At 64.8% G+C, this 21,404-nt stretch carries 12 protein-coding genes, 2 tRNA genes, 3 rRNA genes and 2 pseudogenes; 7 read left to right on the top strand and 12 right to left on the bottom strand.

Going from position 1 to position 21,404, the window contains the following annotated elements; all coding sequences use genetic code 11:
* Positions 1 to 74: 74 nt before the first annotated feature.
* Together INQ41_RS00895 and INQ41_RS00890 are read left to right on the top strand one after the other, a co-directional pair.
* The gene (locus INQ41_RS00895) at positions 75 to 1,787 is read left to right on the top strand and encodes a M28 family metallopeptidase (RefSeq protein WP_193985420.1); all 1,713 of its coding nucleotides are present in this window, start codon (positions 75 to 77) and stop codon (positions 1,785 to 1,787) included.
* A 177-nt stretch (positions 1,788 to 1,964) separates the two neighbouring features.
* Entirely contained in the window at positions 1,965 to 2,363 is a 399-nt protein-coding gene (locus INQ41_RS00890) for an MAPEG family protein (RefSeq protein ID WP_228076648.1), read from the top strand.
* A 120-nt stretch (positions 2,364 to 2,483) separates the two neighbouring features.
* On the opposite strand, the gene rrf is transcribed toward INQ41_RS00890, so the two are convergent.
* The 6 genes from rrf to tyrS all read right to left on the bottom strand — a co-directional run bounded on the left by rrf (position 2,484) and on the right by tyrS (position 9,420).
* Positions 2,484 to 2,598: ribosomal RNA gene (gene rrf, locus INQ41_RS00885) — 5S ribosomal RNA — on the bottom strand.
* A 118-nt stretch (positions 2,599 to 2,716) separates the two neighbouring features.
* Positions 2,717 to 5,594, bottom strand: a 23S ribosomal RNA gene (locus INQ41_RS00880).
* 233 nt (positions 5,595 to 5,827) lie between these two features.
* Positions 5,828 to 5,904, bottom strand: a tRNA-Ile gene (locus INQ41_RS00875).
* A gap of 28 nt (positions 5,905 to 5,932) precedes the next feature.
* Positions 5,933 to 6,008, bottom strand: a tRNA-Ala gene (locus tag INQ41_RS00870).
* Between the two features lie 134 nt (positions 6,009 to 6,142).
* Positions 6,143 to 7,689 (bottom strand): 16S ribosomal RNA (locus tag INQ41_RS00865).
* Together the 16S, 23S and 5S rRNA genes with 2 tRNA genes alongside form the textbook arrangement of a ribosomal RNA operon.
* 501 nt (positions 7,690 to 8,190) lie before the next feature.
* On the bottom strand, positions 8,191 to 9,420 hold the full coding sequence (tyrS, locus tag INQ41_RS00860; RefSeq protein WP_193985418.1) for a tyrosine--tRNA ligase: 1,230 nt from the start codon (positions 9,418 to 9,420) through the stop codon (positions 8,191 to 8,193).
* 189 nt (positions 9,421 to 9,609) lie between these two features.
* Between tyrS and INQ41_RS00855 the strand changes: the two are divergent.
* Both INQ41_RS00855 and INQ41_RS00850 read left to right on the top strand, forming a co-directional pair.
* Positions 9,610 to 11,045: pseudogene (locus INQ41_RS00855) on the top strand (peptidoglycan DD-metalloendopeptidase family protein).
* Between the two features lie 113 nt (positions 11,046 to 11,158).
* Positions 11,159 to 12,283 carry an anhydro-N-acetylmuramic acid kinase gene (locus INQ41_RS00850; RefSeq protein ID WP_248285380.1) on the top strand — a complete coding sequence of 375 codons (1,125 nt, stop codon included), beginning with the start codon at positions 11,159 to 11,161 and terminating at the stop codon, positions 12,281 to 12,283.
* Between the two features lie 26 nt (positions 12,284 to 12,309).
* Here INQ41_RS00850 and INQ41_RS00845 read toward each other — a convergent pair whose 3' ends face one another.
* Genes INQ41_RS00845 through INQ41_RS00835 form a run of 3 tightly spaced genes read right to left on the bottom strand, consistent with a single transcriptional unit; the run spans position 12,310 to position 14,686 of the window.
* On the bottom strand, positions 12,310 to 12,570 hold the full coding sequence (locus tag INQ41_RS00845) for a hypothetical protein (protein WP_193985414.1): 261 nt from the start codon (positions 12,568 to 12,570) through the stop codon (positions 12,310 to 12,312).
* Positions 12,567 to 13,877, bottom strand: coding sequence for an AmpG family muropeptide MFS transporter (locus tag INQ41_RS00840; protein ID WP_343224928.1), 1,311 nt, complete (start codon positions 13,875 to 13,877; stop codon positions 12,567 to 12,569). The genes INQ41_RS00845 and INQ41_RS00840 overlap by 4 nt, the downstream gene beginning before the upstream one ends.
* Positions 13,874 to 14,686: an exodeoxyribonuclease III gene (locus INQ41_RS00835; protein WP_193985412.1), complete on the bottom strand. Its 813-nt coding sequence runs from the start codon at positions 14,684 to 14,686 to the stop codon at positions 13,874 to 13,876. Before INQ41_RS00835 ends, INQ41_RS00840 begins: the two co-directional genes overlap by 4 nt.
* A gap of 138 nt (positions 14,687 to 14,824) precedes the next feature.
* Here INQ41_RS00835 and pyrE point away from each other — a divergent pair, with 138 nt between their 5' ends.
* The gene (gene pyrE, locus INQ41_RS00830; protein ID WP_193985411.1) at positions 14,825 to 15,493 is read left to right on the top strand and encodes an orotate phosphoribosyltransferase; all 669 of its coding nucleotides are present in this window, start codon (positions 14,825 to 14,827) and stop codon (positions 15,491 to 15,493) included.
* A gap of 79 nt (positions 15,494 to 15,572) precedes the next feature.
* Positions 15,573 to 16,244, top strand: coding sequence for a hypothetical protein (locus INQ41_RS00825; protein ID WP_193985409.1), 672 nt, complete (start codon positions 15,573 to 15,575; stop codon positions 16,242 to 16,244).
* 88 nt (positions 16,245 to 16,332) lie between these two features.
* Here the strand turns inward: INQ41_RS00825 and INQ41_RS00820 are convergent, their stop codons facing one another.
* The 3 genes and pseudogenes from INQ41_RS00820 to coaBC form a co-directional block, all read right to left on the bottom strand.
* Positions 16,333 to 18,663 carry a phosphomannomutase/phosphoglucomutase gene (locus INQ41_RS00820; RefSeq protein WP_193985407.1) on the bottom strand — a complete coding sequence of 777 codons (2,331 nt, stop codon included), beginning with the start codon at positions 18,661 to 18,663 and terminating at the stop codon, positions 16,333 to 16,335.
* Between the two features lie 36 nt (positions 18,664 to 18,699).
* Positions 18,700 to 19,158 (bottom strand): dUTP diphosphatase, encoded by a 459-nt coding sequence (gene dut / locus INQ41_RS00815; RefSeq protein WP_193985405.1) that lies wholly within the window; start codon positions 19,156 to 19,158, stop codon positions 18,700 to 18,702.
* 41 nt (positions 19,159 to 19,199) lie between these two features.
* Positions 19,200 to 20,416, bottom strand: a pseudogene (gene coaBC, locus INQ41_RS00810) (bifunctional phosphopantothenoylcysteine decarboxylase/phosphopantothenate--cysteine ligase CoaBC).
* A 304-nt stretch (positions 20,417 to 20,720) separates the two neighbouring features.
* Here coaBC and radC point away from each other — a divergent pair.
* Positions 20,721 to 21,395 (top strand): RadC family protein, encoded by a 675-nt coding sequence (gene radC / locus INQ41_RS00805; RefSeq protein WP_193985403.1) that lies wholly within the window; start codon positions 20,721 to 20,723, stop codon positions 21,393 to 21,395.
* Positions 21,396 to 21,404: the final 9 nt, after the last annotated feature.

Below are 21,404 nucleotides of genomic sequence, written 5' to 3'. Positions count from 1 at the left end.
GGCCTGATCGACGCGCCATTTTCGACCGGAACCGGGCTGATAGTATCGGGTGTCCCGACCGCCCCGGAGCTCGCATGTCCCGTATCCCCCTCCTGCCAGCGATGTCGCTGGTCGCCGCCGCGCTGGTCCTGGCGGCGTGCAACAAAGTCGAAGACACGCCAACTCCCGCCGCTGCGGAGCAAGCGGCCACCCAGTCCGATGCCGGCGCCATCTCGGCCGCCGACTTCGCCGAGCGCGTCAAGGTGTTGTCATCGGATGAATTCGGCGGCCGCGCGCCCGGCAGCGCCGGCGAGGAGAAGACCGTCGCCTGGCTGGAAGCGCAGTTCCGCGAGTTGGGCCTGAAGCCCGGCAATGGCGAGAGCTACTTCCAGGAAGTGCCGATGGTGGAGACCACCGCCGACGAATCCACGAAACTGAAACTGAAGGTCGCCGGGAAACCGCGCGAGCTGGCGTTCGGCAGCGACATGGTGATCGGCACGCGCAGCGGCCAGACCCGGGTGGACATCAACGACAGCGACATGGTGTTTGTCGGTTACGGCGTCAACGCGCCGGAGCTGGGCTGGAACGATTACGCCGGCGTCGACGTGAAGGGCAAGACCGTGGTCATGTTCATCAATGATCCCGGATTCCACACCGACGATCCGCAGCTGTTCGAAGGCAAACGGATGACCTACTACGGCCGCTGGACCTACAAGTTCGAGGAGGCCGCGCGGCAGGGTGCGTCGGCAGCGCTGATCATCCACGATACCGATGGCGCCTCCTATGGCTGGGACGTGGTCAAGAATTCGTGGTCGGGCGCGCAGTTCGACCTGGCACCGGCGGACGACCCAGAGCCGCGCCTGCCGGCACAGGGCTGGATCACCGCGGATGTCGCGCGCAGCCTGTTGGCCGACACCGGCCACCATCTGGACGAGCTCTACACCGCGGCAAACAAGACGGGTTTCCAGGCGATCCCACTGGACGCATCGATGTCGGTGGACCTCACCAGCACGGTGACCAGGAAATCGTCGACGAACGTCATGGCGCTGCTCCCCGGCAGCAGCCGGCCCGACGAGGCCATCGTCTACATGGCGCACTGGGACCACCTGGGTGATCACCGCGAAGCCGATACCGATCCGGCCGAGGACACCATCTACAACGGAGCGATCGACAACGCCACCGGCGTTGCCGGGATCCTGGGCGTTGCCCAGGCGTTTGTCGCCCAGACGCCGGCCCCGCAACGCTCCGTGTTGTTCCTGGCCGTCACGCTGGAAGAGTCCGGTCTGCTGGGCTCCAAGTACTACGTCGCCCATCCGAGCATTCCGCTGGACAAGACCGTGGCGGTGATCAACATCGACGCGATGTCGGTGGCAGGGCCCTCCCGCGACATGACGGTGGTCGGCAAGGGCAGTTCCGAGTTGGAGGACATCCTGGCCCGGCACGCCGAGGCCCAGGGCCGGACATTGAACGCCGAGGCGACGCCGGAGAGCGGCTTCTACTTCCGCTCCGATCACTTCAACTTCGCCAAGGCCGGCGTGCCTGCCCTGTATGCCAGCGGCGGAGACGATCTGGTCGATGGTGGCGTGTCAGCAGGCAAGGCCGCGGCCGAGGATTACGGCCGCAACCGCTACCACCAGCCTGCCGACGAGTTCGACCCGGACTGGAACCTCGATGGCGTCGTCCAGGATCTCGAGGCGCTGTATGGCGTTGGGCGCGACCTGGCCGACAACGATCAATGGCCCAACTGGTACGAAGGCAACGCGTTCCGGGCTGCGCGCGATTCGCTGATGAAAACCTCAGCCCAGTAGACCCGTCGGTGGCCCCTCCCTGCGCCGAATACCGGACGCTTCATCGGCACCGTGGTCCGCCACGGTTGCCTTGATCCGCATCGACGGCACCATTTCGGGTGCCGTCTTCGCTTGTGATCGTCAATAAAAAATCCGCGCTGTCTCCACAACCCTTCCCCCACGACTGAGGTGATCCTGATGACCCTGGCAACCGCTTACTGGTGCGTGCTCGCCGCCGCGCTGCTTCCCTACGTCTGGACGGTGGTTGCGAAACTGTCCGGAGGCGAGCGCTTCGACAACAATGATCCGCGCGCCTGGCTGGCCCGTCAGAAAAGCCGCCGCACGGCTCGCGCGAACGCCGCTCAATTGAACGCCTTCGAAGCCTTCCCCGCATTTGCTGCCGCAGTGGTGCTAGCCCAACTGGCCGGCGTCGACCACGGCAGGATCGCCTTGCTCGCACTGGCGTTCGTCCTTGCCCGGCTGCTGCATGGCGTGTTCTACCTTGCCGACCGGGCGACGCCGCGCAGCATCGTCTGGTTTGTCGGCCTGGCGTGCGTGATCACCCTGCTGGTGCAGGCGGCACTGGCGGTGGCGTAACCCCGCGCGCGCGTCCCGCCCGAGTTCCGCCTGAGTTCCGTACGCGTTTGGTGCGCAACCTCGTTTAGGCGCACAAAGAAAAACGCCGGACCCTTGCGGGATCCGGCGTTTGGTGTAAATGCCCAGCGATGACCTACTCTTGCATGGCTTAAGCCACACTACCATCGGCGCGTGTGCGTTTCACTTCCGAGTTCGGGATGGGATCGGGTGGTGCCACACAGCTATTGTCACTGGGCAAGGGGGTGAAGCAGCGCACGGGTGCGCCAGCTTGCATAGGGTGGGACGTAGCGAGTGAGTGTTTTGGTCTGGAATGTCGTCGACGTATCGTCGAGTCCAAGGCCACTTGAGGTTATATGGTCAAGCCACACGGATCATTAGTACAGGTTAGCTCAATACATTGCTGTACTTACACACCCTGCCTATCAACCACCTGGTCTTGATGGTTCCTTCAGGGGAGTCAAGCTCCCGGGAGATCTCATCTTGAGGCGCGCTTCCCGCTTAGATGCTTTCAGCGGTTATCGCTTCCGAACATAGCTACCCGGCAATGCCACTGGCGTGACAACCGGAACACCAGAGGTTCGTCCACTCCGGTCCTCTCGTACTAGGAGCAGCCCCTCTCAAATCTCCAACGCCCATGGCAGATAGGGACCGAACTGTCTCACGACGTTCTGAACCCAGCTCGCGTACCACTTTAAATGGCGAACAGCCATACCCTTGGGACCGACTACAGCCCCAGGATGTGATGAGCCGACATCGAGGTGCCAAACACCGCCGTCGATATGAACTCTTGGGCGGTATCAGCCTGTTATCCCCGGAGTACCTTTTATCCGTTGAGCGATGGCCCTTCCATACAGAACCACCGGATCACTAAGTCCTAGTTTCCTACCTGCTTGATCCGTCGATCTTGCAGTCAAGCACGCTTATGCCTTTGCACACAGTGCGCGATGTCCGACCGCGCTGAGCGTACCTTCGAGCTCCTCCGTTACACTTTGGGAGGAGACCGCCCCAGTCAAACTACCCACCATACACGGTCCCCGATCCGGATAACGGACCTAGGTTAGAACGTCAAGCACGTCAGGGTGGTATTTCAAGGTTGGCTCCACCAAGACTAGCGTCCTGGTTTCACAGCCTCCCACCTATCCTACACAGACGAACTCAACGTTCAGTGTAAAGCTATAGTAAAGGTTCACGGGGTCTTTCCGTCTTGCCACGGGAACGCTGCATCTTCACAGCGATTTCAATTTCACTGAGTCTCGGGTGGAGACAGCGCCGCCATCGTTACGCCATTCGTGCAGGTCGGAACTTACCCGACAAGGAATTTCGCTACCTTAGGACCGTTATAGTTACGGCCGCCGTTTACTGGGGCTTCGATCAAGAGCTTCGCCTTGCGGCTGACCCCATCAATTAACCTTCCAGCACCGGGCAGGCGTCACACCCTATACGTCCACTTTCGTGTTTGCAGAGTGCTGTGTTTTTGATAAACAGTCGCAGCGGCCTGGTTACTGCGACCCCCGACAGCTATAGCTCGCATGAGCCACCATCAGGGGTGCACCTTCTCCCGAAGTTACGGTGCCATGTTGCCTAGTTCCTTCACCCGAGTTCTCTCAAGCGCCTGAGAATTCTCATCCTGCCCACCTGTGTCGGTTTACGGTACGGTCTGCGTAAGCTGAAGCTTAGGAGCTTTTCCTGGAAGCGTGGTATCGGTAACTTCGTCCTAATGGACTGGTCTCGCTGCTCGGCGTTAATGACCCCCCGGATTTGCCTAAGGGATCCGCCTACCTGCTTTCCCCGGGACAACCAACGCCCGGTATACCTAACCTTCTCCGTCCCTCCATCGCACTTACGCGAGGTGCAGGAATATTAACCTGCTTCCCATCGACTACGCATTTCTGCCTCGCCTTAGGGGCCGACTCACCCTGCGTTGATTAACATTGCGCAAGGAAACCTTGGGCTTTCGGCGTGCGGGTTTTTCACCCGCATTATCGTTACTCATGTCAGCATTCGCACTTCCGATACCTCCAGCAGACTTCTCAATCCACCTTCAACGGCTTACGGAACGCTCCTCTACCGCGCATACAAAGTATGCACCCCAAGCTTCGGTTCAATGCTTAGCCCCGTTAAATCTTCCGCGCAGACCGACTCGACCAGTGAGCTATTACGCTTTCTTTAAAGGATGGCTGCTTCTAAGCCAACCTCCTGGCTGTCTGTGCCTTTCCACATCGTTTTCCACTCAGCACTGATTGGGGACCTTAGCTGTGGGTCTGGGTTGTTTCCCTTTTCACGACGGACGTTAGCACCCGCCGTGTGTCTCCCGGATAGTACGTGCTGGTATTCGGAGTTTGCCATGGGTTGGTAAGTCGCAATGACCCCCTAGCCATAACAGTGCTCTACCCCCAGCAGTATTCGTCCGAGGCGCTACCTAAATAGCTTTCGAGGAGAACCAGCTATCTCCGGGTTCGATTAGCTTTTCACTCCTAATCACACCTCATCCCCTACCTTTGCAACGGGAGTGGGTTCGGGCCTCCAGTACCTGTTACGGTACCTTCACCCTGGGCATGACTAGATCACCCGGTTTCGGGTCTACAGCCCGCGACTATGCGCCCTATTCAGACTCGGTTTCCCTTCGCCTCCCCTATACGGTTAAGCTTGCCACGAACTGTAAGTCGCTGACCCATTATACAAAAGGTACGCAGTCACCCCGAAGGGCTCCTACTGCTTGTACGCACACGGTTTCAGGGTCTATTTCACTCCCTTCACCAGGGTTCTTTTCGCCTTTCCCTCACGGTACTGGTTCACTATCGGTCGGTCAGTAGTATTTAGCCTTGGAGGATGGTCCCCCCATGTTCAGACAGGGTTTCTCGTGCCCCGCCCTACTCGTTTTCATTGAAAGAGCCTTTTCGCGTACCGGGCTGTCACCGTCTATGGCCAACCTTTCCAGGTTGTTCTGCTAAAACTCAATCAACTTAAGGGCTGTTCCCCGTTCGCTCGTCACTACTCAGGGAATCTCGGTTGATTTCTTTTCCTCCGGTTACTTAGATATTTCAGTTCACCGGGTTCGCCTTGCATGGCTATGTATTCACCATGCAATACTGCTTGCGCAGTGGGTTTCCCCATTCGGACATCACGGGATCAATGCTTATTGCCAGCTCCCCCGTGCTTTTCGCAGGCTGTCACGTCCTTCATCGCCTCTGACCGCCAAGGCATCCACCGTGTGCGCTTATTCGCTTGACCATATAACCCCAAGTCGCCTCAGGATCATACGTTGCACGAACACAACGTCTCACTTCAAATATTAGGGGATCAAGTCCCCCGCCTTAGCCTCTACGACACGTCATGGACATTCCGTCTCAAAACGCTCGCTACGTCCCAATTTTCAAAGAACGCGAATCGGCCACAATGCCCATCCGCTTCAAATCTATGTGTGTGTGCGCAGTCTCATTCAGAATGTCCAGGAAGCGTTGGTTTGGTGGGTCTGGGAGGACTCGAACCACCGGCCTCACCCTTATCAGGGGTGCGCTCTAACCACCTGAGCTACAGACCCAAAAGTCGAGCGCTACAGGACATCAACGTGGTGGAGCTTGTCGGGATCGAACCGACGACCCCCTGCTTGCAAAGCAGGTGCTCTCCCAGCTGAGCTAAAGCCCCGTGCTAATCCACGTCGCGGCCAAGGCCATAACGCAAAAACGGACGCTCCCGCATTGATCTTGCGATCAACCGGAACTCTGAATGCAGGTCACTTGTGCGGACGCCTGACAGGCTTGGTGTTGCCTTTATGTCTCTAAGGAGGTGATCCAGCCGCACCTTCCGATACGGCTACCTTGTTACGACTTCACCCCAGTCATGAATCACTCCGTGGTAACCGTCCTCCCGAGGGTTAGACTAGCTACTTCTGGAGCAACCCACTCCCATGGTGTGACGGGCGGTGTGTACAAGGCCCGGGAACGTATTCACCGCAGCAATTCTGATCTGCGATTACTAGCGATTCCGACTTCATGGAGTCGAGTTGCAGACTCCAATCCGGACTGAGATGGGGTTTCTGGGATTGGCTAGCTCTCGCGAGTTTGCAGCCCTCTGTCCCCACCATTGTAGTACGTGTGTAGCCCTGGCCGTAAGGGCCATGATGACTTGACGTCATCCCCACCTTCCTCCGGTTTGTCACCGGCGGTCTCCTTAGAGTTCCCACCATTACGTGCTGGCAACTAAGGACAAGGGTTGCGCTCGTTGCGGGACTTAACCCAACATCTCACGACACGAGCTGACGACAGCCATGCAGCACCTGTGTCACGGTTCCCGAAGGCACCAATCCATCTCTGGAAAGTTCCGTGCATGTCAAGGCCAGGTAAGGTTCTTCGCGTTGCATCGAATTAAACCACATACTCCACCGCTTGTGCGGGCCCCCGTCAATTCCTTTGAGTTTCAGTCTTGCGACCGTACTTCCCAGGCGGCGAACTTAACGCGTTAGCTTCGATACTGAAGACTCAATTGTCCCCAACATCCAGTTCGCATCGTTTAGGGCGTGGACTACCAGGGTATCTAATCCTGTTTGCTCCCCACGCTTTCGTGCCTCAGTGTCAGTGTTGGTCCAGGTAGTCGCCTTCGCCACGGATGTTCCTCCCGATATCTACGCATTTCACTGCTACACCGGGAATTCCACTACCCTCTCCCACACTCTAGACTGCCAGTATCCAATGCCATTCCCAGGTTGAGCCCAGGGCTTTCACATCAGACTTAACAGACCACCTACGCACGCTTTACGCCCAGTAATTCCGAGTAACGCTTGCACCCTTCGTATTACCGCGGCTGCTGGCACGAAGTTAGCCGGTGCTTATTCTTACGGTACCGTCAGAACAACCGGGTATTAACCGGTTGCTTTTCTTCCCGTACAAAAGTGCTTTACAACCCGAAGGCCTTCTTCACACACGCGGCATGGCTGGATCAGGCTTTCGCCCATTGTCCAATATTCCCCACTGCTGCCTCCCGTAGGAGTCTGGGCCGTGTCTCAGTCCCAGTGTGGCTGATCATCCTCTCAGACCAGCTACGGATCGTCGCCTTGGTGGGCCATTACCCCTCCAACTAGCTAATCCGACGTCGGCTCATCTTTCTGCGCGAAGCCCGAAGGTCCTCCGCTTTCACCCGTAGGTCGTATGCGGTATTAGCGTAAGTTTCCCTACGTTATCCCCCACAAAAAGGCAGATTCCGACGTATTCCTCACCCGTCCGCCACTCGCCACCCATAAGAGCAAGCTCTTACTGTGCTGCCGTTCGACTTGCATGTGTTAGGCCTGCCGCCAGCGTTCACTCTGAGCCAGGATCAAACTCTTCACTTAAGTATTGCGACGCGACCCGAAGGCCGTGCCTATGCTTTGAGTGCAGTGTCTATCCAGACCCAAATAACTCATTCACACGCATCTTGCGATGCCTGCATCTGTTTCATTTGGACTGTGTCGAACATCTGCTAATGGACAACCGTCCACCGGCCAGACGCCCGCACAAGTCACCTGCGCACACTGTCAAAGATCGTGGAACCGGCCTCAACGCCGCGTTCCGAACCTTGCTGCCGAAGCCGCCAAGGGAGCCGCACATCATACAGCGGATCAAGGGGACGTCAACAACTTCGTCACATCCGTTTTCCGCTGCACCCGCTTCGGCGCTATGCGCTGTGGCGAGCCGACCATCTTAGCGCCTTTTTCCCGTTCGTCAACAACCAAACCTGAATCGGGCGCTTCACCCTGCCGCGTCGTCCAGACCGGGGCGGGCCGCAAAGTATGCACCCTTGCGACGGGGTTGTGAAGGGGTGGGAGGATAAATCGTCGCAGCGACTGTGCTGGTCAGCCTTCCACCAGGCGGACCCGGGAAAAGGTGCGCTTGCCGACGGCGAGGACGCCTTCAAAACCGGGCACAAAGACCTGCTGGGCGTCGGTTACCACCTCACCGTCAATGCGCACTGCCTTCTCCTTGAGCTTGCGGTTGGCTTCGGAGTTGCTCGGCGTCAGGCCTGCCGCGGTCAGCAGTGCGGCAATGCGCAAGCCCTCCGCAGGCACGGCAAGATCGTTCAACGGGAGCTGGGCGGTATCGCCCTGCCCACGCACGGCGGCGTTCCAGCCGGCGACGGCAAGCTCGGCGGCGGCGGCGTCGTGGAAGCGCGCGGCCAGTTCGCGGGCGAGCCGCAACTTGAGGTCGCGCGGATTAAGCGTGCCCTCGGCGACCTCCCCCTTCAGCGTCTCCATCTCCGCCAGGCTGATATCGAAGCTCAGCAGCTCGATCCAGCGCCACATCAACACATCGTCGATCTTCATCGTCTTGGTGACGATGTCGATGGCCGGCTCATTGATGCCGATGTAGTTGCCCAGCGACTTGCTCATCTTCTGCACGCCGTCCAGGCCTTCCAGCAGCGGCATGGTCAGGACGATCTGCGGTGGCTGGCCGTGCTGCTCCTGCAGGCCGCGACCCATCAGCAGGTTGAACTTCTGGTCGGTGCCGCCCAGCTCGACATCGGCCTTCAGGGCCACCGAGTCGTAGCCCTGCACCAATGGATACAGGAACTCGTGGATGGCGATGGACTGCTGCGCGGCGTAGCGCTTGGCAAAATCGTCGCGCTCCAGCATCCGCGCCACCGTGTGCTGGCCGGCCAGGCGGATCATGTCCGCGGCGCTCATCTGGCCGAACCACTCGGAGTTGAAGCGCACCTCGGTGCGCTCGCGATCGAGCACCTTGAACACCTGGTCGGCATAGGTCTCGGCGTTGGCGAGCACGTCCTCGCGGGTCAGCGGCTTGCGGGTGACATTCTTGCCGCTGGGGTCGCCGATCATGCCGGTGAAGTCGCCGATCAGGAAAATCACCTGGTGGCCGAGGTCCTGGAACTGGCGCAGCTTGTTCAACAGCACCGTGTGGCCCAAGTGCAGGTCGGGCGCGGTGGGGTCGAATCCGGCCTTGATGCGCAGCGGACGCCCGCTCTGCAGGCGGGTGGCGAGTTCGTCGGTTTTGAGGATCTCATCGGCGCCGCGGCCGATCAGGGCGAGGGCGGACGCTACATCGGTGGTTGGAAGGTTGGCAGGCACGAAAGGGGCTCTTATAGGCTCGAACAGGGGGCGAGATGGCGGGTGGTGGCCGGGAACAAGGGCAAATCCACGGCGTCGGAGAGACTGCCGAAATTCCCATTGCCCTCAAGGGTTTGACGCACACACCTCACGTGCTTATCGTAACGCCGCGACGCTGCCTTCACATCCAGTGCGCGGGAGACCCATCCGATGACACCCCGAGACACCGGCTCCAGCCGGCGTAACCGTTTGAAAAGCCTGCGCGAAGCCGCGCTTCATCGACCGGTGACGGCCCGCCCCCCTCCGATGGTTTCAGCGGTCGATGGTCGCGCCGACAGTGGGTTCAGGCCAGCCTGTTTGTCACCATCGGCGCGCTGGTGGCGGCCATTGTGCCGGGCTTTGGCGACCTCCAGGCCGGGAGCGCTCCGCTGGCGCGCCAGTCGATGGCCCTGCCGCTGCCGCCGGTCGCGCTGCAGCCTACCGCACCGCGCCCCGAACACGATTGGCAGGTGGTGCGGGTGCAAAGCGGCCAGACGCTGGGCGCGGTATTCCAGCAGATGGGTATTCCGGCGGCGACGATGCACAGCATTCTCGAGCAGCCGGGCGCCAAGCCCGCGCTGACCCGGCTGGGCACCGGTGCGGAGCTGGCGTTCGACATGGTCGATGGTTCGCTGCGCCGCTTCCGCTATGACCGGGACCCGGCCCATCGCGTCGAGCTCAGCCTCAAGGGCGATACGATCGAGCAGCTGGTTATCGAACGGCCGACCGAACTGCGCAGCATCGTCAGCAGCGGCGAGATCGAAAGCTCGCTGTATGTCGCCGCGCGCAAGGCGGGCCTGCCGGCGAACGCGATCGCGACGATGACCGACGAGATCTTCAACTACGACATCGACTTCACCAGCGCCAAGAAAGGCGACCGCTTCAGCGTGGTCTACGACCAGGTCTGGCGCGAGGGCGAGCTGGTCGGCAGCGGCGATATCCGCGCCGCCACCTTCACCACCGGCGGCAAGACGTTCTCGGGCTTCCGCTTCGAGCACGACGGCAAGGTCGGCTATTACACCGCCGATGGGCGCCCGCTGAAGAAATCCTTCATCCGCATGCCGATCCCCTACGCCCGGGTCACCTCCGGCTTCACCAGCGCCCGCAAGCATCCGATCCTGGGCAAGACCCGCGCCCACCAGGGCGTTGACTACGGCGCCGGCTCCGGCACGCCGATCATGGCCGCCGGTGACGCGCGGGTGCAGTTCTCCGGCTGGAAGGGCGGCTACGGCCGTACCGTGATCCTTGACCACGGCCGCGGCTACACCACCCTGTATGCGCACATGTCGCGCTTCGGCAAATACAAGGTCGGCCAGCGCGTCCCGCAGGGCTCGGTAATCGGCTATGTCGGCAGCACGGGCTTGGCCACCGGTCCGCACCTGCACTACGAGTTCCGCGTCAACGGGGTGCACCGCAACCCGCTCAACGTGACCATGCCGCCGGCCGAGCCGCTGAAGGGCGCAGCGCTGGTGGCGTTCCGCGCGGAAACCGCGCCGGCCCTGGCACGTATCCAGGAAGTCGAGGGCCTGCTGCGCAACAACGCGATGGTCGCCAGCAAGGCGCCGGCGAAGGCGGATACCGCCGCGGGCGTCGACCAGCAAGCCTGATCGCGATGAGCTCCGGCACCACGACGGGCCCGGCGGACTCCAGTTCGACCGGGCCCGCTGCTTTGCGCGTCGCTGCCGCCCGCGGCGACGGCGCCGGGCTGTTCATCGGGCTGATGTCGGGCACCAGTGCGGACGGCATCGATGCGGCGCTGGTCCGCTTCGATGCCGATGCCGATGCGGGTGCCGGTTGCCGCCTGGTGCACGGCCACACCTGCGCATGGGACGCGCCCACGCGGGCCCGACTGCTCGAGTTGGGCCAGGGCGCGCCGATCGAATCCATCGACGAGCTCGGCACGCTGGACGTGCACATCGCCGAGTGTTTTGCCGAGGCCGCGCTGGAGTTGATCCGCGCCGCCGGCGTCGATGCCGCGCAGGTCCGGGCGATCGGCTCCCACGGGCAGACCATCCGCCACCGCCCCGCCGGGGCGGCCTTCGACGGCCGCCACCGTTTCACGATGCAGCTGGGCGATGGCAACGTGATCGCCGAGCGCACGGGCATCGCGACAGTGGCCGATTTCCGCCGCCGCGATGTCGCCGCCGGGGGCCAGGGCGCGCCGCTGCTGCCTGCGCTGCATGCGGCGATTCTTCGCAGCGAATCGGAGAACCGCGCCGTCCTCAACCTGGGCGGGATCGCCAACCTGACGCTGCTGCCGGCGTCCTGCGACGGCGTGTCAGGCGCGGGCGTGCGCGGCTTTGATACCGGCCCGGCGAACGCCTTGATGGATGCGTGGTGCCAGCGCCACCTCGGCCAGCCGTTCGACCGCGCTGGCGCGTTTGCCGCGCGGGGCACGGTCGATCAGGCCCTGCTGGCCCGCTTGCTGCAGGAGCCATGGTTCGCCCAAGCACCGCCCAAGAGCACCGGGCGCGAGCAGTTCCAGCTGAAGTGGCTGCAGGCCCGGCTGCGCGGCGATGAGCGGCCCGAGAACGTGCAGGCAACCCTGCTGGAACTGACCGCCAGCACGATCGCCGACGCGCTGCTGGCGCTGCAGCCGGACACGACGCGGGTGCTGGTCTGTGGCGGCGGCGTGCACAATCCGGTCCTGCTGCGGCGCCTCGAATGCCGGCTGCCGGGTGTCGCCATCGAGTCCACCGCGGTGCATGGACTGGACCCGGACCATGTCGAGGCGATGGGCTTCGCGTGGCTGGCGCGGCAGACGCTGGCCGGGCTGCCGGGCAACCTGCCGGCCGTCACCGGCGCCCGCGGCCCGCGCACGCTGGGCGTGATCTACCCGGCGTAGGCGACGCGTGCGCGCGCGCAGCACGCTCAGTCGTCGGCGGTCGCGATGCGCCCGATCAGCGAAAAGCCGGGATCGTCCTCAACCTTCTCCAGCGCCGCGATGGCTTCCTGGAGGATGTGGGCGTCGGTGTCGTCAAATCCCGCCGGCGCATCCGGCTCACAGGCGAACAGGCCGTGCTCGATCAGATGGACAAGCGCCGCCGGCTGGCTCCAGCCCTTCGTCGCGGCGAAGCGTCGCACCCGTTCCAGCAGTACCGGCTCCAGATCCAGCAGCACCGTCTCGCTCATGACCCCTCCTCCACCTGCGAAGCCCCGCCCTCGTCACCCAATCGCACCCTGGGACGCAGCCACAAAAACAGCAACACCGCCGGGACGACAAGCACTGCGGTCAGCACGAAATAAGGCGCGTAGCCTACCGCCTCGACGATGCGCCCGGAATAGAATCCCAGCACTTTGCCGGGCAGGGTGATCATCGAGGAAAACAGGGCGTACTGGGTGGCGGTGTAGCGCTGGTTAACCAGCGCCGACAGGTAGGCGACCGAGGCGGTGCCCAGGAAACCCTGCGCCAGGTTCTCACCGGAGATCACCAGGGTCAGCATGCCGACATCGCCGTTGGCGCCGATCAGCAGCAGGTACAGCAGGTTGCTGACCGCGCCCAGCACGATTGCCGTCAGCAGCGTCCAGTTGACGCCCCAGCGCGCCACGGCCAGGCCGCCGACGAAGGCGCCGCCGATGCCGACCCAGATGCCGTAGATCTTCGACACCGCGGCGATCTGGGTCTTGGTGAAGCCCTGGTCGAGGTAGAACGGCCCGATGATCCCGCCCACCAGCGCTTGGTCAGAGATCTTGAACAGCAGGATGAAGGCCAGCACGCCCAGGCCCACGCGGCCGCCAAAGCGGCGGAAGAAGTCGGCAAACGGCTCGACCACGCCCTCGCGCATCGCCGCCGCCCAGTTCTGCGCGCGGATACGGATGACCTCGGGTTCGCGGGCCATCAGGTTGGCGATGATCGGCACCAGCATCACGCAGGCCATCACCCGGTAGACGTTGGGCCACACCGCGTGGTCGGCCAGCACCAGCGCGAGCGCGCCGGTCACGATCAGGGCCATGCGGTAGCCCAGCGAATAGGTGGCCACCAGCGCGCCCTGCGACTCGACCGGGGCGATCTCGATCCGGTACGCGTCCACGGCGATGTCCAGCGTCGCTCCGGCGACCGCCACGCTCAGGGTCAGAGCGATGAACAAAGGCAGCGTGGCGGTGCCCACCCCCGCCATCGCGAACAGCCCGCCCATGACCACCAACTGGGCCAGCAGCAGCCAGCCGCGGCGCTGGCCGAGCCGGCCGAACAGCGGCAGGCGCCAGCGGTCCACCAGCGGCGCCCAAAGGAACTTGAAGGAGTACGCCATGCCCGCGCTGGCGATCATGGTGATGTCCTTGAGCTCCAGGCCGTCCTCGCGCAACCAGTAAGCCAGCGTTCCGGCCACCAGCAGGAACGGCAGCCCGGAGGCGAAGCCGAAGAAGAACATCGTCCACGCCGACGGCTCGGCAAACGCCTTCCACGCCGACGGCTTGCGCGCCTTGGCCGGCGAACTCACCCGCGCTCGCCCATGTCGAAGTCCACGGTAAACGGTGCATGGTCGGAGAAGCGCGGCTCACGCGCGATCGCGCAGCTGCGCAGCCGCGACGCGAGGCCCGGAGTTACCAGCTGGTAGTCGATCCGCCAGCCCACGTTCTTGGCGAAGGCCGCGCCGCGATTGCTCCACCAGGTGTAGTCCTGGCCGTCGGGATGCAGGTGCCGGTATGCGTCCTGCCACGCCTCGGCGGGGCCTTCCGGCTCGCCGCACAGGGCATTGAGCCATTCGCGCTCTGGCGGCGTGCAGCCGGAGTTCTTCTGGTTGGAGGTCCAGTTGCGGATGTCCATCGCGGTGCGCACGATGTTCCAGTCGCCACACAGCACGTAGTCGCGGCCGCTGGCCAGCCATTCATCCAGGATGGGCTTGAGCCAGTCCATGACCTCGAACTTGTAGCCCTGGCGCAACTCCCCCGATGAGCCCGACGGGATATAGAACGAGACCACGCTGAGATTGCCGAAGCGCGCCTCGATGTAGCGCCCTTCCTCGTCGAATGCGTCCCAGCCCAGCGCGGTGCGCACCTCGTCAGGCTCGCGGCGGCTGTATATCGCCACGCCGCTGTAGCCTTTCCTGGTGCTCGCGTCGCGGAAGAACGCGTGGTAGCCGGCCGGCAGGAAGGCCGGATCCAGTCCATCCGGACCGGTCAGCTGGTGCTCCTGCGCCTTGGTTTCCTGCATGCAGAGGATGTCGGCATCCTGGTCGCGGAACCAGTCGAAGAATCCTTTGCGGGCGGCGGAGCGGATGCCATTGGCATTGAAGCTGATGATGCGCATGGAGTACCAGAAGTGGCGGCAATGCGGGCACTGGACCCGACGCGGAAGGATAGCGCAGGCCCGCCGCGGGCCGGGCGCCGCCCGACGGGGTCGGCGTGGCTGGTTATCATCGGCGCTGGTTGATCGACTGGATGCCCCATGCAGGACCACCGCCGACGATTCCTGGACCTTGCGCTGCGCGCCGATGCGCTGCGCTTTGGCGAGTTCACCCTGAAATCCGGGCGCAGCAGCCCGTACTTCTTCAATGCCGGCCGCTTCGATTCCGGCGCGTCCCTGGCCGGACTGGCGAGCTGCTATGCCGACGCCATCGATTCGGCGCGCGCCGACGGATCGCTGGGCGAATTCGACGGCCTGTTCGGCCCGGCCTACAAGGGCATCCCGCTCGCCACCGCGCTGGCCTGCGAGTACTCGCGCCGCGGCCACGACCTGCCGGTGACCTTCAACCGCAAGGAGGCCAAGGCCCATGGCGAAGGCGGCAGCCTGATCGGCGCGCCGCTGGAAGGTCGACGGGTGCTGATCGTCGACGATGTGATCACTGCCGGGACCGCGATCCGCGAGGCGTTGCAGATCATCGGCGACGCCGGTGGGATCGTGAGCGGGATCGTCATCGCGCTGGATCGTCAGGAAGCCGTCGACCCGTCCATCAGCCGACGCTCGGCGGCACAAACTGTCGCAACTGAGCACGCGCTTCCGGTGGTGGCGGTCGCCAGCCTGGACGATCTGCTGACGATGGCGGCCGGATCGGCTGCCTTGGTCGACCAGCACGCGCGCCTGCTCGCCTACCGCGAGGCGTACGGAAGCCGCTGAGCGCCGTGCCCTTGCAGCGGCGTTTGGGGCTTGGCCCGGGTCTTGCGTCGTGGTCTTGTGATCGTCCAAGGTAAAGGCCATGCCCGCTTCGTCCCGCACATCCCTGTTTTCATGCGCGCTGCTCTCGGTGGCGCTGGCCCTGGCCGTGTCCCCGGCAGCCGCACAGAAGAAGGCCCCGAGCGGCAAGAAGATCTATTGCTGGGACGACCACGGCGAGCGGGTGTGCAGCGATGCGCTGCCCGCCAACGCGGTGGACAACGCGCGCACCGAGTTCAGCCCGACCGGCGTCGCCACCGCCCGCATCGAGCGCGCCAAGACCGATGAGGAGCGGGCGCTGGCGGAGATCGAGGCCAAGCGTCACGAACGCGCGCAGTGGTCCGACGAGGAACGCGTCCGGCGTGAGCGCGCGATGGTCGTGTCCTTCGCCAGCGAGGCCGATCTGGAGCGCAACTTCGCCAACCGGATCGAGCTGATCGACTCCAGCATCGAGACCTCGCAGCTGGGTATCAAGGGAGCCCGGCGCAGCCTGCTCAACCTGCTGCAACGCGCCAGTGAGGCGGAACTGGAAGCCAAGCCGGTGGCCAAGACGCTCGCCGAGCGGATCAACGTCCAGCACGACGCGCTGCGGCGCCACCAGGAATTGCTGGAACGCCAGGTCCAGGCCCGCGAGACGATCGACCAGGAACTGGCGTCGGCGTTGGAGCGCTACCGCGAGCTGAAGGCCGCCAGCGGCGCAGCCAGCCGCAGCTGAGGGCTGCGGCCCGTCACCCGAGGCTCGCTCGCTCCGGTAGAGCTCGCCCCGCTGGATAGAGGCCGACCTTCAGGCCGGCCCGGCGTCCTCAGAACGGCAACTGCAGGTCCGGATCCAGCGCCAGCAGCTGCTCGCGGAACGTGCCGGTGATGCGCGCCATCGCCTCGTTGCTGTCCGCGTCAAAGCGCATCACCAGCACCGGCGTGGTGTTGGACGCGCGCACCAGGCCCCAGCCGTCCGGCCAATCCACGCGCAGGCCATCGATGGTCGACAGGCGCGCGCCGTCGAAGTCCGCCTCGCCCACGAAGCGCTCCACGAACGCGTGCGGGTCTCCGCCCGGTGCGTCGACCTTGATCTCCGGCGTCGACACACCGTCGGGGAGCGCGTCGAGCACATCGCTGGGGCGCCCGGGCTGGGCGGCGAGGATTTCCAGCAGTCGCGCCGCGGAGTAGATGCCGTCGTCGAAGCCGTACCAGCGCTCCTTGAAGAAGAAGTGGCCGCTCATCTCACCGGCCAGCTCCGCACCGGTCTCGCGCATCTTGGCCTTGACCAGCGAGTGCCCGGTTTTCCACATCAGCGGGCTGCCGCCGTGGCGCAGGATGTAGCCCGGCAGGCGGCCGGTGCACTTCACGTCGAAGATGATCTGCGCGCCGGGGTTGCGCTCCAGCACGTCGGCGGCAAACAGCATCAACAGCCTGTCGGGGAAGATGTTGTGGCCGTCGCGGGTGACCACGCCCAGGCGGTCGCCGTCGCCGTCGAAGGCGATGCCCAGGTCGGCGTCCAGACGGTCGACCATCTGGATCAGGTCGGCCAGGTTGTGCGGCTCGCTCGGGTCGGGGTGGTGGTTGGGGAAATTGCCGTCGATCTCGCAGTACAGCGGCACGACCTCCGCGCCAATCGCCTGCAGCACCGCCGGGCCCAGCTCGCCGGCCACGCCGTTGCCGGCGTCCACGACCACCTTCAGCGGCCGGTCGATCTGGATATCGGTCGCCACCCGCTGGACGTAGTCATCGTTGATATCGCGCTGCTCCAGCGCGCCTTCGCTGTCAGCGACGTGCAGCCGTCCTTCGGCGATCCGCGCGTACAGCCCGGTGATGGCCTCCCCTGAGAGCGTCTCGCCATCGATCACGATCTTGAAGCCGTTGTAGTCCGGCGGGTTGTGGCTGCCGGTGACCGACACGCAGGACCCGGTCTTCAGGTGGAAGGCGCCGAAATACACCAGCGGGGTCGGCGCCAGGCCGATATCGATGACGTCGCGACCGGCCTTGCGCAGCCCGGCAATCAGCCCGTCGAGCATGTCCGGCCCGGACAGCCGGCCATCGCGGCCGACCACGATCTCCCGCTGGCCGGCCTCGTGCATGACCGAGCCGATCGCGTGGCCGATGCGTTCGGCGACGCCGACATCGAGGCTCTTGCCGACGATGCCGCGGATGTCATAGGCGCGGAAGATTTCGCGGTCCAGGATCACCGGGGCGACCGCGGCGGCCGCAGCCGCTACGGGCGCGGCAGCAACGGCGGGACTGGCCAGCGAATCGTCGCTCATCGACTCGCCGAGCGTCTGGGTGGACCCTTCCTCGATCTCGTCCAGCGCGGTGTCGCGCCGGCGTGCCAGCAACCCGGGCCCACGCCAGGCCAGCAGGGCCAGCAGCGCAAACACGCCTGCTGCGATGAAGCAGGCGAGCGCACCCATGCCAAACGGCGCAAACGCCGGATACGGGATCCCGGCCGCGAGCCGCAGGCTGCTGCCCGGCACCGCTGCGGCAAGCGCTTCCGCGCCACCGGCCAGGCTGGTGTCGCCCCGCTCGACCAGGTTCTGGCGGCCCTGGCGCAACGCGAGATAGCCATCGCCGGGCAGCGCGGCGGCATCCACCGGGCCCGTCAGCCTCTGCAAGGGCAGCAGCACCAGCGCCACCGCGCGAACCGCTTTCTCATCACCCACCGGCGCAGCCAGCGCCAGGCGCGAGGCGTCACCGTCGCGCACGACCCACGACACGGGCTTGCCTTCCACCAACGCGGCTTCCAGGGCCGCCAGCCGGCCGTAGCTGCCGTCGGGCAGTGCGGCGTAGTCCTCGTCCAGTTGCGGTGACAGCACCGCCGGCTGGCTGGCGCCGGGCCAACCCGCGCCGAGCAGCTCGGCTGCGCGCGCGTGGTCGTCATCCGCGACTGCCGAGACAAAAGCCGGATCAGCGAGTTTATCGGCGAAGCGCGTGTGCTCGGAGGCCAGCGCCGTGGCGATGGCCTGAACCGTCTGGTCACGAGACTGCTCCACCGCCGCGCGGCGACTGCCGTCGCGCTGCTGCTGCCAGCCGCTCCACGCGAACCACAGCGCGAGCAGCGCGCAGGCAACGACCAGGGCCGGCAGCAGCGGCTTGAGCGGCTCCAGCGCCACGAAAGCGCGCTTGGTCTTGGTATCGGGCATGGCGTTGTATTCCCCTGTTGATTGCAGACAGCGCGCTCAGCGCACGCCGGTATGGCCAAAGCCGCCAGCGCCGCGGTCACTGGTTTCAAATGCATCCACCACCCGCAGCTGCGCCCTTGCGATCGGCAGCAGGACCAGCTGGGCGATGCGATCCCCCGGTTGCATCGTAAAAGGCTCGGCGCTGCGGTTCCAGACGCTGATCATCAGCGGCCCCTGGTAGTCGGCATCGATCAGCCCGGTGCCATTGCCCAGCACGATGCCGTGCTTGTGGCCCAGCCCGGAGCGCGGGAGGATCACCGCGCACAATCCGGGATCGCCGATGTGGATGGCCACGCCGGACGGAACCAGCGCCGAGGCGCCCGCCGCCAGCTGCAGCGGCTCGTCGATCGCCGCGCGCAGGTCCATGCCGGCGCTGGCCTGGGTGGCGTAGGCCGGCAGCGGCCATTGCGTACCCAGGCGCGGGTCGAGCACTTTGATTTCAAGCGTGTGTGGCATAGGTATTCCCGTGTCGCACGTCTGCAACGGCAGGGCGAATTTCAGTGGGTGTTGTCGGTCGAGGCGGCGGGCAGTCGCTGGCAGATCAGGTCGAGCAACTGGCCGGCAAGTACCTGTTTGGATGCGGGCCCCCACGGCAGCGCCAGATCGGGGCCGTAGACGACCAGCGCGTTGTCGTCGCTCTCGAATCCGGACCCCGCCACGCCGACGCGGTTGGCCGCGATCAGGTCGAGCTGCTTGGCGGCCAGTTTGCCGCGCGCGTGGCGCTCCACGTCCCCGGTCTCGGCGGCGAAGCCGACCACCAGTCCCGGACGGCGGGGATGGATCGCCAGTTCGGCGAGGATGTCGCGGGTGCGCACCAGCTGCAGCGCCAAGCCGTCGCTGCCGGCACCTTTCTTGATCTTCTCCGCGGCCACCCGCGCCGGTGTGTAATCGGCCACGGCGGCGGCGCCGATGTAGACATCCGCCGGCAACGCGCCGATCACGGCCGCGTGCATCTGCGCCGCCGAGCGTACGTCGATCCGAGCCAGCGAGCCGCTGCCGGGGCCGGGAGTCGCCAGCGCCACCGGACCGGCGATCAGGCTTACCCGCGCCCCGCGCGCCGCCGCGGCCGCGGCGATCGCAAAGCCCATCTTGCCGCTGCTGCGATTGCCCAGAAAACGCACCGGGTCAATGTCCTCGTAGGTGGGCCCCGCGCTGACAACCACGTGCCGACCGGCCAACGGAGCGCTGCTCATGCCGCACGCTGGGCGAGTGCTGCGACAATCTCGTCAGGCTCCAGCAGGCGTCCGGCACCGGTTTCACCGCAGGCCTGATCGCCCACGCCGGGGCCCAGGATCGTGACCCCGCGACCGCGCAGCACATCGATGTTGGCCCGGGTGGCCGGATGCGCCCACATCTGCTGGTTCATGGCCGGCGCCACCGCCAGCGGCGCGTCCGTGGCCAGGCACAGCGTGCTGACCAGGTCGTCCGCAAGACCGTGGGCGAGCTTGGCGATGGTGTTGGCACTCGCCGGTGCGACCAGAATGCGGTCGGGCCAGCGGGCCAGCTCGATGTGCCCCATTGCGGCCTCGGCAGCGTCGTCCCACAGGGTGGTGCGGACCGGCCTTCCTGACAGCGCCTGGAAAGTCGTCGCCGAGACGAAATGCCCGGCGCTGGCCGTCATCGCCACCTGCACCTGGGCGCCGGCCTGGATCATTCGACGGACCAGTTCGGCGGCCTTATAGGCAGCGATCCCGCCGCACACGCACAACAGGATTTTCTGGTCGTGGAGCACTGGCACGTGAGGAAAACCCCTACGGTTTGGGCAATGGCCAGCTTACCCGATGCCACGCCGTCGGCCGATGCCGCCAAGCCTTGCGCCCAGCCATTCTGGACCCGTGGCTGAAGCGGGGACGGAGCGTGGCGATGCGGCTTCCCCGGCCCATCGCGACGTCTGGCTGGGCAGTCCGGTCCGTCCCCGCTTCGTTTTTCTTTCCGCCCGCTATCTCCAGGGTGATGCTTCACGGTTGCGACAGGACGTCGCAAGGCGCGCACGCGCGACCAGCACAGGGATCGAGACGATGCACATACGTGATTGGCCGGCCGACGAACGCCCGCGGGAGAAGTTGCTGGCGCGCGGTGTGGGCGCGCTGTCGGATGCCGAACTCCTCGCAATCTTCCTGGGCTCCGGCCTGCGCGGCCGCGACGCGGTCACCACGGCGCGCGAACTGCTGCAGGGTCACGGGCCGCTGCGCGCGCTGCTGGAGCGTCCACCGGCGCAACTGGCCAAGCTGCCCGGCCTGGGTCCGGCGCGGGCCTGCCTGCTCGCCGCAGCACTGGAACTGGGCCACCGGCACCTGTCGGCCGAGCTGGAACGCGGTGCGGCCCTGACCGATCCCCAGGCCGCCGGACGCTACTTCGCCCAGCGCCTGCGCGGACTGGAGCACGAAGTATTCGCCGTGCTGTTCCTGGACACGCGCCACCGCGCGCTGGCATTTGAGGAACTCTTCCGCGGCACCATCGACGGGGCGGAAGTACACCCGCGCGAGGTCGTCCGGCGCGCGCTGGCCCATAACGCCGCCGCGGTGATCGTGGGCCACAACCATCCCAGCGGAAATCCCGAACCCAGTGCGGCCGATCGTGCCGTGACGGCGCGCCTGAAACAGGCGCTCGCGCTGGTCGACCTGCGCCTGCTGGACCACTTCGTCATCGCCGACGGGCCGCCGGTGTCGCTGGCGGCGCGTGGTTGGGTCTGACGGCTGCGA

The organism is Lysobacter ciconiae (assembly GCF_015209725.1).
Classification (GTDB): Bacteria; Pseudomonadota; Gammaproteobacteria; order Xanthomonadales; family Xanthomonadaceae; genus Novilysobacter; species Novilysobacter ciconiae.
Note: the sequence above shows the minus strand (reverse complement) of the source record. Positions and strands in the feature narration are given on the sequence as shown.

Excerpts from the sequence above, each read along its gene's own strand:
- INQ41_RS00895 (WP_193985420.1), top strand. The coding sequence starts at position 75 with ATGTCCCGTATCCCCCTCCTGCCAGCGATGTCGCTGGTCGCCGCCGCG.
- pyrE (WP_193985411.1), top strand. The coding sequence starts at position 14,825 with ATGCAGGACCACCGCCGACGATTCCTGGACCTTGCGCTGCGCGCCGAT.
- INQ41_RS00845 (WP_193985414.1), bottom strand. The coding sequence starts at position 12,570 with ATGAGCGAGACGGTGCTGCTGGATCTGGAGCCGGTACTGCTGGAACGG.
- INQ41_RS00820 (WP_193985407.1), bottom strand. The coding sequence starts at position 18,663 with ATGCCCGATACCAAGACCAAGCGCGCTTTCGTGGCGCTGGAGCCGCTC.
- dut (WP_193985405.1), bottom strand. The coding sequence starts at position 19,158 with ATGCCACACACGCTTGAAATCAAAGTGCTCGACCCGCGCCTGGGTACG.
- INQ41_RS00890 (WP_228076648.1), top strand. The coding sequence starts at position 1,965 with ATGACCCTGGCAACCGCTTACTGGTGCGTGCTCGCCGCCGCGCTGCTT.
- INQ41_RS00850 (WP_248285380.1), top strand. The coding sequence starts at position 11,159 with ATGTCGGGCACCAGTGCGGACGGCATCGATGCGGCGCTGGTCCGCTTC.
- INQ41_RS00835 (WP_193985412.1), bottom strand. The coding sequence starts at position 14,686 with ATGCGCATCATCAGCTTCAATGCCAATGGCATCCGCTCCGCCGCCCGC.
- radC (WP_193985403.1), top strand. The coding sequence starts at position 20,721 with ATGCACATACGTGATTGGCCGGCCGACGAACGCCCGCGGGAGAAGTTG.
- INQ41_RS00825 (WP_193985409.1), top strand. The coding sequence starts at position 15,573 with ATGCCCGCTTCGTCCCGCACATCCCTGTTTTCATGCGCGCTGCTCTCG.